The organism is Streptomyces sioyaensis, assembly GCF_004122735.1.
Lineage (GTDB): Bacteria > Actinomycetota > Actinomycetes > Streptomycetales > Streptomycetaceae > Streptomyces > Streptomyces sioyaensis.
Genome location: NZ_SDIF01000150.1, coordinates 1 through 12,753 on the forward strand (window position 1 = coordinate 1; position 12,753 = coordinate 12,753).

The 12,753-nt window shown below is 71.7% G+C and carries 12 protein-coding genes; 2 read left to right on the top strand and 10 right to left on the bottom strand.

Going from position 1 to position 12,753, the window contains the following annotated elements; translation table 11 throughout:
- Positions 1-269: 269 nt before the first annotated feature.
- Positions 270-878 carry an ATP-binding protein gene (locus tag EST54_RS30415; protein ID WP_129250931.1) on the bottom strand — a complete coding sequence of 203 codons (609 nt, stop codon included), beginning with the start codon at positions 876-878 and terminating at the stop codon, positions 270-272.
- Positions 879-1,161: 283 nt separating this feature from the next.
- Here EST54_RS30415 and EST54_RS30420 point away from each other — a divergent pair, with 283 nt between their 5' ends.
- Positions 1,162-1,566 (top strand): hypothetical protein, encoded by a 405-nt coding sequence (locus EST54_RS30420; protein ID WP_129250923.1) that lies wholly within the window; start codon positions 1,162-1,164, stop codon positions 1,564-1,566.
- 121 nt (positions 1,567-1,687) lie between these two features.
- On the opposite strand, the gene EST54_RS30425 is transcribed toward EST54_RS30420, so the two are convergent.
- The 7 genes from EST54_RS30425 to deoC form a co-directional block, all read right to left on the bottom strand.
- Positions 1,688-2,356, bottom strand: coding sequence for a hypothetical protein (locus EST54_RS30425; protein ID WP_129250924.1), 669 nt, complete (start codon positions 2,354-2,356; stop codon positions 1,688-1,690).
- Positions 2,357-2,382: 26 nt separating this feature from the next.
- Complete coding sequence (locus tag EST54_RS30430) at positions 2,383-3,153, bottom strand: hypothetical protein (RefSeq protein WP_129250925.1); 771 nt, start codon at positions 3,151-3,153, stop codon at positions 2,383-2,385.
- A 31-nt stretch (positions 3,154-3,184) separates the two neighbouring features.
- The gene (locus tag EST54_RS30435; protein WP_006603560.1) at positions 3,185-4,366 is read right to left on the bottom strand and encodes a WXG100 family type VII secretion target; all 1,182 of its coding nucleotides are present in this window, start codon (positions 4,364-4,366) and stop codon (positions 3,185-3,187) included.
- Positions 4,363-4,692 (bottom strand): hypothetical protein, encoded by a 330-nt coding sequence (locus tag EST54_RS30440; protein WP_129250926.1) that lies wholly within the window; start codon positions 4,690-4,692, stop codon positions 4,363-4,365. The genes EST54_RS30435 and EST54_RS30440 overlap by 4 nt, the downstream gene beginning before the upstream one ends.
- Before the next feature lie 142 nt (positions 4,693-4,834).
- Positions 4,835-5,701: an aldehyde dehydrogenase family protein gene (locus EST54_RS30445; protein WP_161989334.1), complete on the bottom strand. Its 867-nt coding sequence runs from the start codon at positions 5,699-5,701 to the stop codon at positions 4,835-4,837.
- Positions 5,701-7,152 carry an aldehyde dehydrogenase family protein gene (locus EST54_RS30450; protein WP_129250927.1) on the bottom strand — a complete coding sequence of 484 codons (1,452 nt, stop codon included), beginning with the start codon at positions 7,150-7,152 and terminating at the stop codon, positions 5,701-5,703. Before EST54_RS30450 ends, EST54_RS30445 begins: the two co-directional genes overlap by 1 nt.
- Positions 7,153-7,159: 7 nt before the next feature.
- The gene (gene deoC, locus EST54_RS30455) at positions 7,160-8,155 is read right to left on the bottom strand and encodes a deoxyribose-phosphate aldolase (protein ID WP_174857548.1); all 996 of its coding nucleotides are present in this window, start codon (positions 8,153-8,155) and stop codon (positions 7,160-7,162) included.
- Positions 8,156-8,404: 249 nt separating this feature from the next.
- Between deoC and EST54_RS30460 the strand changes: the two genes are divergently transcribed.
- The gene (locus tag EST54_RS30460; RefSeq protein WP_129250928.1) at positions 8,405-9,034 is read left to right on the top strand and encodes a PH domain-containing protein; all 630 of its coding nucleotides are present in this window, start codon (positions 8,405-8,407) and stop codon (positions 9,032-9,034) included.
- Positions 9,035-9,348: 314 nt separating this feature from the next.
- Here EST54_RS30460 and EST54_RS30465 read toward each other — a convergent pair whose 3' ends face one another.
- Both EST54_RS30465 and EST54_RS30470 read right to left on the bottom strand, forming a co-directional pair.
- A complete protein-coding gene (locus EST54_RS30465) occupies positions 9,349-11,034 on the bottom strand; it encodes a phospho-sugar mutase (protein WP_129250929.1) in 1,686 nt (561 codons plus the stop codon).
- Between the two features lie 637 nt (positions 11,035-11,671).
- On the bottom strand, positions 11,672-12,493 hold the full coding sequence (locus tag EST54_RS30470; protein ID WP_129250930.1) for a purine-nucleoside phosphorylase: 822 nt from the start codon (positions 12,491-12,493) through the stop codon (positions 11,672-11,674).
- Between the last annotated feature and the right edge of the window lie 260 nt (positions 12,494-12,753).

A 12,753-nucleotide genomic window follows, 5' to 3' on the forward strand; every position in this document is an offset into this window, starting at 1 on the left:
GTCCGAACCCGCTTTTTTCTTCCCACGTGCTCCCCCGTATCCCCCGATACGTCCGGCCGTCACCGAGCGCTCGACGCTCGGTGACGGCCGGACGTATCGGGGGATACGGGGGAGCACGGGGGAAGAAAAAAGCGGGTTCGGACGACCGGGGGGGCCGTCCGAACCCGCTTCTTCGTGCGTACGCGGCCACGACCGAAGCCGATCGGCGCGCCCGGCACCCGGCCGAAGTCGGCCGGCGCACCGGCGCCCGGCGCGAACGCGGCCGCGCCTCAGGAACGCGCCGCCGCGCCCACCGCATCCGCATGTGCCGCCCGCGCGGCCGATATCCGGGCCAGCGCCTCCGGCTTGGCGCAGGGGTGTGCGCCCAGCGCGGTGAGCCGCGCGACGATCGACCGCTCGTCACGCATCAACCGCAGTCCGCGGCGCACCAGATACGGGGCCGGCTTACGGCCCTCGCGCAGATCCCGGGCCAGCCGGCGGCGGAACGTGGTGGACGGGCGCCCGCGCAGACACAACGCGTCGGCCAGCAGCCCCGCCGCCCGGCACCGTGCGAGGACATCGGCGGCGAAGACCCCCTCCGCGAGGAACAGCGGCGCACCGCCCAGGTCCAGACCCGCCGCGCCGACCCGGGCACTGGTCGCGATGTCGTACACCGGAACGTCGGCGCGCCCCGTACGGCACAGTGCCTCGATGGCCGCGACCGCGGCTTCGGCGTCCCAGGAGAGCGGCGAGTCCCAGTCGGCACCGCCGCCGTCGGGCAGTTGCGGCAGGGTCGGGTCCGTCCCCTCCTTGTAGAAGTCGTCGAGCGTGAGGACGGGCAGGCCACTGCACGCGGCCAGGGACGACTTGCCGGAGCCCGAGGGGCCGGTCAGCAGCACGACCCGGGCGGGAGGGCCGCCCTGCTCATGGGGGTCCCCCCGCTTGAGCGAAGCCGGGAGTGGGGGAGGAGCCGAGCGCTCGGGGGAGGACGGCCGGGAGGAGGAGTGAAGGCTCACGGGCAGCCATTGTCGCGCATTGGCCCGTGTGGGGTACCCCTCGCGCGCGAGGTGGATCGGCCCCCGGACCTCAACTACGCTACGCAGTCAATCGATTACCGAACCGCTTTCGCTCGCGCATTCCGCACAGCACTTCGACTGCTCCGACCCCACAGGCAGGTGGCACATGCCCTCCCACGCACGTCCCAAGCCCAGCCGCATCCCGCGCACCCTGCTGCGCGCCGGCCTGGTGATCTCCGCGGCCGGTGCGGCGATCGCGGCGGGCGGTGCGGCAACGGCGAGCGCCGCCCCCGCGTCCGCCACCGAACGCAGCACCGACTCCGGCGCCACGGCCTCCGCGCTGACCGGCGCACTGCTGCACTCCGCGGCCGGCGGCGTCGGCCCGGTCAAGAACCTCAAGGTGGACCCGCTGGCCAACACCTCCGTCGACCCGCTCGCCAACGCCGTGGGCACCCAGATCGCCGACTTCAAGCCGGTGGGCACCACCATGGTGACCGGCCCCCTCTCCAGCGGCAGCACGCTCAGGACCCTGCCGCTGGTGGGGACGGTGACGAGGGTGCTGCCGGGGTGAGGGACGGGCGGCGGCCGGCACGGCCCTGGGCCCGGCGCCGGTGGGCAGCCCAGACCGGCCGTCGGACCGGCCGTCGGACCGGCTGTCGGACCGAACACCGGGGCCGGAGCCGGCCCTGGGGTCAGCGCCCGTCCTCCTGGAACGAGCAACTCAGCGCCAGCCACGAGCCGTCGACGAAGACCAGATCGAAGCGGCCACGGGGGAACGTCATACGCGGCCGGGGCCGCAGCTCCGCGATGTTCGAGAGCTGTATCTGCACGGCGAGTTCCAGCTCGGGCTCGCGCTCCCGCCATCCCGTGGCCTGGTCGGTCAGCACGAACAGCCGGCGGTCGGTGAGCGCCTGATGCCGGGGCGAGCCACCCGCGTTGCCGACCTGTACGAGGAACCGGCCGGCCATGCTGGTCCAGTCGCCCTCCATGGTCTTGCCGAACAGCGCGCGGTTTGCGGCGTCGTCGAGGGCGTCCTCGATGTCCTCCTGGGCCTCGTTCAGATTTTCCGCGACATTTCCGGCCGCGCGCGTCATCCGGTTGTCGATCAGCCTGTTGTTGAGCAGGCGGCTGTCGGACGGTCGACTGGCGGCCGCACCGCCGGACGGCTGCGACGCCTTGTCGAGGATGTCGCTCAGCTTCCCCAGGAGACCCTTTGTGCGCGGCGGCCGCTTGCGGGGCGCCCGAAGGTGGGCGGGCACGAGCGGGAGATCCGGGTACTCGTGGTAGTCCCAGGCCTCCCGCAGCACTTCGCCAGGGTGGAGGAACTGGCGGCAGGGCGTTGCATGGTCCGTCTTCGGCACGCGGTCAGCTCCCCTGGAACATGTGATCAGACGCCTTGGTGGAAGGCGGCGACAATGCCCTCCATGTTCGCGCGGTGCAGACTGCCCAGGGCGATCCACGAACCGTCGATGAAGGTGACGTCGAACCGTCCCTTGGTGATGGCCTTGGAATGCGCGGTGACCCGGGCGATGTTCGTACGGGGCACCGCCACCCCGAGATCACACTTCGGGGTGCCGTTCAGCCAGCTCTTGTTGCGGTCCACGAGCACGATCAGCCGGCGGTCGGTCAGCGCCTGAAATCTGGGCTCGTCGCCCGCGTTCGTCAGATCGACCAGGAAACGCCCGGCCATGCTCGACCAGCCGCCCTCCATGGGCTTGCCGTACATCATGCGTTCGATGGCGTCGGACGCGGCGTCCTCGATCGTGTCCTGAATTTCGAACACCGCCTCGCTGAGGTCGCGGTCCGGCCGCCTCCCGCCCTGGACGCCGAAGTCTCCGGCGGCATACGTGGCGACGGATTCGCCCTCTTTGCCGACGGGCCGCGGCGCGCTGTTGCCGGCGGACCCGCTGACGGCCCGCGTCACGGGGTTGTTCGCCAGTCGGTTGCTGATCGCCGGGCCCAGCGGCTTCGTCACCTTGCCCAGAGCGTTGCCCAGCGCGCCCCGCACCCGCTGTTCGAGAGGGGACGGGGGGCGCGGGGTGCGCAGCTCGGCAGGGACGAAGGGCAGCGCCGCATTGTGGCAGTAGTCCGAGGCGATGATCAGCCTTTCCCCCGGCTGGAGGTAAGGGGGAAAACAGTCGCGGTAAAACGGCTTCATCCGGTGCCGCTCCTTTCGTCCGGTGTGCGGCTCAGCCGAACGGGTTGTCGGGATCGCGGGGCGCGGTCGTCCGGGCCGGCGCCGGCATGGTGGTCACTCCGGGATTCTCCTCGACGGCCGGTTCGCGGTAGCGGCTGAGTGGGTCCTGGGCGACGGGCTCGTCGGGCAGCGACGCGAACCCCGGGTCCGGGGCGGTGGGGCGTCCGCCGCCCAGCGGGGAGACCGGCTCCTGGACGTCGCGCGAGGGGGCGAAGTCCGGCGCGGGCGGCAGGTGCACCTCGCTGTGCGTGGGCCGGGAAGAACCGAAGTCGGGCAGCGGCGAGCTGTTGTCGCCGGACGAGGAGGACTTGTCGCCGGTCAGGAACTCATCCACCTTCTCGGCCGCGTGATCGACGGCGACTCCCGCCGCGGCGCCCAGTGGGGTGCCGCTGAAACCGAGGCCGCCCATCCCGATGGCGGCGCCCGCCTTCAGCGGGGTCTTGATGGCCTTGAGCGCCTTCTTGGCGCCCTGTCCCATCAGGAACGCCTCCCTCTCCACCGGGTCGCTCATGTGCTTCCAGGTCCAGGGCTTGATCTTCTTGACCTTGGAGAGCTTCGTCAACTTCTTCGCCCGCTTGAGCAACTTCAGAATGTTGGAGAGGGACTTGAGGTTGCTGCCGAGCTTGTACACCACTTCGGCGATACGGCTCGTGGCGACGCTGGCCTCGGTCGCGGCCATCGCGGCCTCGCCGGCCCATGAGAGACCCGCGGTCACGACGGTCAGGGCCAACGCCGCTGCCAGTGTGATCAGGGCCCACTCGATGAGCTCCTGGATGATGGCCTCGACCATCTCCTGGGCGAACTGGGCCTGCTCGGCAGCCCCCTCCAGGACCTCGGCCGTCTTGTCCATGTCATTGGCTTCCGCCTCCATGGCGGTTTCCAGCTCGGCGAGATAGTTCTGGAGTGCCTCGGCGGCCTCACCGGTCCACTCGTGCGCGAGATCCGAACGGTCGCGCCGCTGGTCGGCCACGACGTCCCGGAGGTCGGCGGCCTTGTCGCGCCACAGCTTGGCCGCTTCCTTGAGCGTCTCGGGGTCGCCGGTCACGAACTCCAGCTGGTCTGCGAGCGGTTCGACGAGCGGACGCATGATCTCGTCCACGAGACCGCTCATCCCGCTCATCCAGTCGTTGACCTTGTTGTAGGCGCCGACTGCCGTCGATGCGGGCCCGCTCATCGGCTGCCACCCTCGTGGTGCACGCTGTTCAACGCCTGGATGGTCTCGTCATCGCTGTCCTGGTAGGACTGCGCGGTGGTCGTGACGCCCTCGCTGATCTTCTCCTGCAAGGTGGCGATGTCCTCGAGGGTTTCCAGGGTGTCCTCCTGGCGTTCCTCGTAGTCCTTGCTGATCTCCTCCGACTCCGGAAGCTTCCCGAAAGCCTCGCGGTGCACGGAGTGGGAGGCGAGGCCGCTGCGGATGGACCGCACCTTCTCGGCCCGCTGATCGGCGCTCCTGGCGAACTTGTGCAGCGCTTCCTGGGCAGCGCTGAATTGCTCCGGCACGAAATCTCCCCCGTTGAATGTCGATGGCGTGCTGTGAGGTCAATCGTAGTTAAAGGATCGGACAGCCGTGCGGGGCCCCGCCCCAAGGCGAGACCCCGCACAGGCATTTGTGACGGCACGTCATAAGGCCGCCAGAGCAGGCCTAAACACCCATCGGATGCCACACCGTCTTCGTCTCCAGGAAGCTCATCAGCCGGCCGGTGCCGGGGTCCGCGGACCAGTTCACCGGCGCCGGACGCAGCACCCGCTTGAGGTTGTCGGCCGCGGCCACCTCCAGCTCCTTCGCCAACTCCTCGCCGGCACCCGCGAGATCCAGGGCATTGACGTCCTGATGGGCGGCGAGCGGCGCGGCGATCTCCGCCGTACGGCCCGAGAGGATGTTCACCACACCGCCAGGGAGGTCGGACGTGGCGAGCACCTCGGCCAGCGAAAGGGCGGGCAGTGGGGCGCCCTCGGCGGCCACCACGACCACCGTGTTACCGGTGACGACCGCCGGGGCGATCACCGACACCAGGCCGAGGAACGACGAATCCTGCGGCGCCACGACCGCGACGACACCGGTCGGCTCGGGGGCGGACAGGTTGAAGTACGGGCCCGCCACCGGGTTGGCGCCCCCCGCGATCTGGGCGACCTTGTCGGACCAGCCCGCGTACCAGACCCAGCGGTCGACCGCCGCGTCCACCTGCGCCGTGGCCTTCGCCTTCGACAGCCCCTCGGCCGCGGCCACCTCCGCCACGAACTGGTCGCGGCGGCCCTCCAGCATCTCGGCGACGCGGTACAGGATCTGCCCGCGGTTGTAGGCCGTCGCACCCGACCAGCCGCCGAACGCCTTACGGGCGGCGACCACCGCGTCCCGGGCATCCTTGCGGGAGGCCAGCGGCGCATTGGCGAGCCATGTGCCCTTGGAGTCGGTCACCTCGTACACCCGCCCGCTCTCGGACCGGGGGAACTTCCCCCCGACGTACAGCTTGTAGGTCTTGAGCACACTCAAGCGGTCAACAGTGTTCATCAGCGCGCGCCCTCCGGGCTCGACGGGGCGAGGTACGCCTCCAGACCGTGCCGGCCGCCCTCGCGGCCGAAGCCCGACTCCTGGTAGCCGCCGAACGGCGAGGCCGGGTCGAACTTGTTGAACGTGTTGGACCAGATGACGCCCGCACGCAGCTTGTTCGCCATCCACAGCATCCGCGAGCCCTTCTCCGTCCAGATGCCCGCGGACAGGCCGTACGGGGTGTTGTTCGCCTTCTCCACGGCCTCCGCGGGCGTGCGGAACGTCAGCACGGACAGCACCGGGCCGAAGATCTCCTCACGGGCGATGCGGTGCGCCTGCGTGACGCCCGTGAACAGCGTCGGGGCGAACCAGTAGCCGGCGCTGGGCAGCTCACACGACGGCGACCAGCGCTCGGCGCCCTCGGCCTCGCCCGCCTCGGCCAGCGCGGTGATCCGGGCCAGCTGCTCCGCGGAGTTGATCGCGCCGATGTCGGTGTTCTTGTCGAGCGGGTCACCCACCCGCAGGGTCCGCATCCGGCGCTTGAGGGCGTCCAGCAGCTCCTCGGCCACCGACTCCTGGACCAGCAGCCGCGAGCCCGCGCAGCACACCTGGCCCTGGTTGAAGAAGATCCCGTTGACGATGCCCTCGACGGCCTGGTCGAGCGGCGCGTCGTCGAAGACGATGTTCGCCGCCTTGCCGCCCAGCTCCAGGGTCACCTTCTTGTCGCTGCCGGCGACCGTACGCGCGATGGCCTTGCCGACCTCGGTGGAACCGGTGAAGGCGACCTTGTCGACGCCGGGGTGGGCCACCAGGGCGGCGCCCGTGGAGCCGTCGCCCGTCAGGATGTTGACGACGCCCTTCGGCAGACCCGCCTGCCGGCAGATGTCCGCGAAGAACAGCGCGGACAGCGGCGTCGTCTCGGCGGGCTTGAGGACGACCGTATTGCCGGTCGCCAGCGCCGGAGCGATCTTCCACGCCAGCATGAGGAGGGGGAAGTTCCACGGGATGACCTGGCCCGCGACGCCAAGGGGGCGCGGGTTGTGGCCGTAGCCCGCGTGGTCGAGCTTGTCGGCCCAGCCCGCGTAGTAGAAGAAGTGCGCGGCCACCAGCGGCAGATCGGCGTCCCGGGACTCCCGGATCGGCTTGCCGTTGTCCAGCGACTCCAGCACGGCCAGCTCGCGCGAGCGCTCCTGAACGAGCCGGGCGATCCGGAACAGGTACTTGGCCCGCTCGGCGCCGGGCAGCGCGGACCACTTCTCGAAGGCCTTGCGGGCGGCCTTCACGGCACGGTCGACGTCCTCGGCGCTCGCCTGGGCGACCTCGGAGAGGACCTCCTCCGACGACGGGGAGACGGTCTTGAAGACCTTGCCGTCATGGGCCGGCACGAACTCGCCGTCGACGAACAGGCCGTAGGACGGCGCGATGTCGACGACCGCGCGGGATTCGGGTGCGGGTGCGTAATCGAAGGTCATGGGAGCCTCAGTCCACCGTGACGTAGTCGGGGCCGGAGTAGCGGCCGGTGCTGAGCTTCTGGCGCTGCATCAGCAGGTCGTTGAGGAGGCTGGAGGCGCCGAAGCGGAACCAGTCGGCGGTCAGCCAGGGCTCGCCCAGCGTCTCGTTGACCATCACCAGGTACTTGAGCGCGTCCTTGGTCGTACGGATACCGCCGGCCGGCTTCACCCCGACCTGGACACCGGTCGTGGCGTGGAAGTCGCGGACCGCCTCCAGCATCAGGAGGGTGACCGGCGGGGTGGCGTTGACCGCCACCTTCCCCGTCGAGGTCTTGATGAAGTCCGCCCCCGCGAGCATCGCCAGCCAGGACACCCGGCGGACGTTGTCGTACGTCTGGAGCTCACCGGTCTCGAAGATGACCTTGAGGTGAGCCGCGCTGCCATCGGGCCGCGCGCACGCCTCCCTGACGGCCTTGATCTCCTCGAAGACGTCCATGTACCGGCCGGAGAGGAAGGCGCCCCGGTCGATCACCATGTCGATCTCGTCGGCGCCGGCCGCCACCGCGTCCCGGGTGTCGGCGAGCTTGACCGGCAGCGCGGCCCGGCCCGCCGGGAAGGCGGTGGCGACGGACGCGACGTGGATCCCCGAGCCACCGAGCGCCTCCTTGGCCGTCGCGACCATGTCCGGGTAGACGCAGATCGCCGCGACCTGAGGGCAGCCGCGGTCGGTGGGGTCGGGGTGGATGCCCTTGGCGCACAGCGCCCGGACCTTGCCCGGGGTGTCCGCGCCTTCGAGCGTCGTCAGGTCGATCATCGAGAGGGCGAGATCGATGGCGTACGCCTTCGCCGTCGTCTTGATCGAGCGGGTACCGAGGGTGGCGGCGCGGGCTTCGAGGCCGACCGCGTCGACCCCCGGGAGGCCGTGGAGGAAGCGGCGCAGCGCACCGTCGTCGGCGGTCACGTCCGCCATTGACGCCAGACGCCCCGCGGCTTCCTTGCCGTATGCGGGAACAGTGATGGGCATGGTCACGAGGGGAGCATATCTACGCGCGTAGCGCCATGTCATCCCCCTGGACAGTCCGAATCCGGCCGGTGCGCGCGGGCACACGACACCGGGGCGCCTGGTGGCGTGCCTGGTGGCGTGCCTGGTGGCGGGCACCGGAACCGGCCGCCACCAGGCCCCGGACACCTCCGACGCACGCCCCGACGCACGCCCCCGAATGATGCCGTAACGCAATGTCCGACATCCGGACGGTCCGGCAGAATCGGCGACATGACGAGCCAGGACCGGTCCACCCCGCCGCAGCAGCAGTACGCGGAGCGCAGCTACCGCTCGCCCGCGGCCCTCGCCGGCGGCGCACTGCTCCTCCTGCTCGGCCTCTGGCTCGGCAGCGACGCACTGCTGCGCGGCGATGCCCACACCCGCCTCACGGCGCTCTTCGCCCTGCTCCTCGGCGTGCCGCTGGTGACCGCCTTCACCCTGCGGCCCCTGGTCAGGGCGGGCGAGGACCGGCTGACGGTGCGTAACCCGTTCCGTACGATCACGCTCCCCTGGGACGCGGTCGAGGGCTTGCGGGCGGGCTACTCCACCGAAGTGATCACCGGCGACGGCACCTACCAGATGTGGGCCATCCCCGTCTCACTGCGACAGCGCAAGAAGGCCGGCCGGCAGGCGACGCGCGGCACCGCGCCCCACCCCCGCTTCGGTCCGCACGCCGACGCCGGCCCCGTCCCGCGCGCCATGGCCGACCAGGCCCTCGACGAACTGCGCGAGGTCAAGGAACGCGCCACCCGCCGCGAGAACCCCGAGCCCCAGGGCGAACCGGTGGTGCGCTGGTCGTACCCGGTCCTCGCACCGATCGTGGCGGGGGCGGTGGGACTTGCGGTGATGATCGCGGTCTGAGCGCCTGAGGCGGGGAAGCGGGGAATCGGAGCGCTTTGGCGCGGAAGGGCCGTGCGGATGCCGGATGCCGGATGCCGGATGCCGGGCCGGCCGGCCGGGCGGGCCGGGCAGACCGGGCGGGCCGGGCAGACCGGGCGGGCCGGGCAGGTCGTGGGCCGCACATGCCGGGCATGCCGTGGACCGCGGGTGCCGTACGCCGGGATGCGGCAGCGGCCCCCGTCGCGGTGGGCGGGGGCCGCTGCCCGACTTTGACCCTGCGTCAACCCTGCACCAGGCGTGCGCCAGGAGTGCATCGGGCGTCCGTCAACCCTGCCTCAGGCGTCGATTCCCGCCGCTGCCGACACGTCCCGCTTGACGGCCGCCAGGGCCGCCGCGGCCGTCGTCCGGGCCTCGGGCAGCGCCTCGGGCGAGGCCACCGGGACCACGACCTCCAGATAGCACTTGAGCTTGGGCTCGGTGCCACTGGGACGGACCACGACACGGGCCGACTCGATGCCCGCCTCCGGTGAGCCGGCCAGGTAGTAGCGCAGACCGTCGGTCGGCGGCAGCGTCTCCGTGCCCCGCGTCAGATCGTCGGCGCGGGACACGGTCAGGCCCGCCAGTACGGCCGGCGGCTGCTCCCGCAGTCTGCGCATCGCATCGGCGATCAGCGAGAGGTCCTCGACCCGCACCGAGAGCTGGTCGGTGGCGTGCAGCCCGAACTCCCGCGCCAGGTTGTCGAGGAGATCCGTCAGGGTGCGCCCGGCCTGCTTGAGCTCCGCGGCCAGCTCGGTGATCAGCAGCGCCGCGGTGATGCCGTCCTTGTCGCGGACGCCCTCCGGGTCGACGCAGTAGCCCAGCGCCTCCTCGAACGCGTACCGCAGACCGTCCACCCGCGCCAGCCACTTGAAGCCGGTCAGCGTCTCCTCGTACGGGAGCGCCGAGGCGGCCGCGATCCGGGACAGCAGCTGCGAGGAGACGATGGTCGTCGCGAAGGTGCCGGACGCCCGCTTGCGCACCAGATGGGCGGCGAGCAGCGCACCGACCTCGTCGCCGCGCAGCATCCGCCAGCCCTCCGGGGTGCCGGGGGCGGGGACGGCGACGGCACAGCGGTCCGCGTCGGGGTCGTTGGCGATCACGATGTCGATGTCCGCGCCCGCCGCCCGGGCGGTGGCGAACGCGAGGTCCATCGCGCCCGGCTCCTCCGGATTGGGGAAGGCGACCGTCGGGAAGTCCGGGTCCGGCTCGGCCTGTTCCGCGACGACCACCGGGGCCGGGAAGCCGGCCCGGGCGAAGGCGGCGACGAGGGTGTCCCGGCCGACGCCGTGCATCGGCGTGTAGACGACCCTGGTGTCCCGGGGGGACCCGGGCGTCAGCACCGCGTCCGTACGCTCCAGATAGGCGGCCAGAACCGCCTCGTCGAGGATCTCCCAGCCGGCCTCCGGGCGCGGCACGCCGTCCAGCGGGCCGACCGCGGCGATCTCGGCGGCGATCCCGGCGTCCGCGGGCGGCACGATCTGCGAGCCGTCGCCCAGATAGACCTTGTAGCCGTTGTCGCGCGGCGGGTTGTGGCTGGCGGTGACCTCCACACCGGCGACCGCACCCAGATGCCTTATCGCGAAGGCCAGGACGGGGGTGGGCAGCGGGCGCGGCAGCAGCGCGGCACGCAGGCCCGCGCCCACCATCACGGCCGCCGTGTCACGGGCGAAGTCGGCGCTCTTGTGGCGCGCGTCGTAGCCGATGACGACCAGCCCGGAGCCCTCGCCCTGCGCCTTGAGGTACGCGGCGAGACCGGCCGCGGCCCGGATGACCACGGAACGGTTCATCCGCATCGGGCCCGCGCCCAGCTCACCGCGGAGCCCGGCGGTGCCGAACTGGAGGGTGCCGGCGAACCGGGCGGCCAGCTCGTCGGTGTCCTCGGCCTCGATGAGCTTGGCCAGCTCGCCCCGGGTCTCCGGGTCCGGGTCCTCGGCCAGCCATGCCTTGGCCTGGTTGATCAGCTCCGCGGGATCGGTAGCCACGTGATGCTCCTGGGGGTGGGTGCGTGGTGGGTTGCGTACGTGGTGGGTTGCGTACGCGGTGGGGTTGCGTACAGGGGCCTGCGGGCGGCCGGGCGCCTGCGCGGTGCGCACCCGGCTCGTACCCCTTACCCCGCGTGGGGGGCGAACGACGCCATCCGGCCACGTGCGGCCCACGCGCCACGTGCCACCCGGCCTTGACGCCACCCTCTCCCCGTCACAGAATGTAACGGAGTAAGGAACGAATCACTCTCTGTAATCGTTGCCGGGGGGAAGAGGAGGCGGCGGCGCGAGAGGCTCGGGGGCGTGGTCGGTCGGGGTGCGCTCGGCTGGGGCGCGCTCGGTCGGGTCGGGTCAGGTCGATCGGGTCTCAGGTTGATCGGGGCGGGCCCGGCCGGACCCGGACCCGGACCAGACCGGCTCGGCTGGACCGGACGGCGGTCGGCCGGGTCGGGCCGCGCTTGACCGGACCGGACCGGCCTGGACCGGGTCGACCAGGCTCGGCCCGAGGCGAGATCCGCTCGGTACCGGCCGGACCGTACGCGGCCGGATCCGACCGCGGGCCGGGCCCGCACGCCGCCGGATCGGTCCCGTCCGCCGGAGCATGGCACCGGCTTCCGCCGGACCGGGCCGGCCTCCGTCAGATCTTGCTGAGGACCTGACCGAGCAGCGTGCCCATCCGGGTCGCCGAGTCGCGACCGGCCTGCAGCACCTCTTCGTGGTTCAGCGGCTCGCCCGTCATGCCGGCGGCGAGGTTCGTCACCAGCGACAGGCCGAGCACCTCGGCGCCCGCCTCGCGGGCCGCGATGGCCTCCAGGACGGTGGACATCCCGACCAGGTCGGCGCCCAGCGTCCGGATCATCTTGATCTCGGCCGGGGTCTCGTAGTGCGGGCCGGGGAACTGGGCGTAGACACCCTCCTCCAGGCTCGGGTCGATCTCCTTGCACAGCGCGCGCAGCCGCGGCGAGTACAGATCGGTCAGATCGACGAAGTTGGCGCCGACGATCGGGGAGGTGGCGGTCAGGTTCAGGTGGTCGCTGATGAGGACCGGCTGGCCGGGACGCATGCCCTCGCGCAGGCCGCCGCACCCGTTGGTGAGCACGACGGTCTTGCAGCCGGCCGCGACGGCGGTACGCACGCCGTGCGCGACCGCGGCGACACCGCGGCCTTCGTAGTAGTGCGTACGGCCCAGGAAGACCAGCGCCCGCTTCTCGCCCACCCGGTACGAGCGGATCTTGCCGCCGTGACCTGCGACGGCCGGCGGCGGGAAGCCGGGCAGCTCGGTGACGGGAAATTCGTGCTCGGGCGCGCCCAGGGCCTCGGCGGCCGGTGCCCAGCCCGAGCCCATCACCAGGGCGACGTCATGGGTCTCGGCGCCGGTCAGCTCTCGCAGACGGGCGGCGGCGTCGGCGGCGGCACCCTGCGGGTCGCGCGCGATGTCCGGAGTAACAGATGCGTTCACGCGGACGAGGGTAACCGGTATTCCCCTACGCGCGTAGATGTTGCTGCCCACGGTGCTGGGATCGTTGTCTTGTGGTTTGCGCCAAACGCTTGCCCGGGCGCGTCGCCGTATCCCCGTACGGGCGCCGACCCGCCCCCGACGGGCGCCGACCCGCCCTTGTGCCCGACCTGCCCGTCTGCCCGGCCCGACGGTGACACCTGGCGTCAGCGACTCCCACCCGCGACTCGTCCCCGGCCCGCGACTCGTCCCCGGCCCACGCC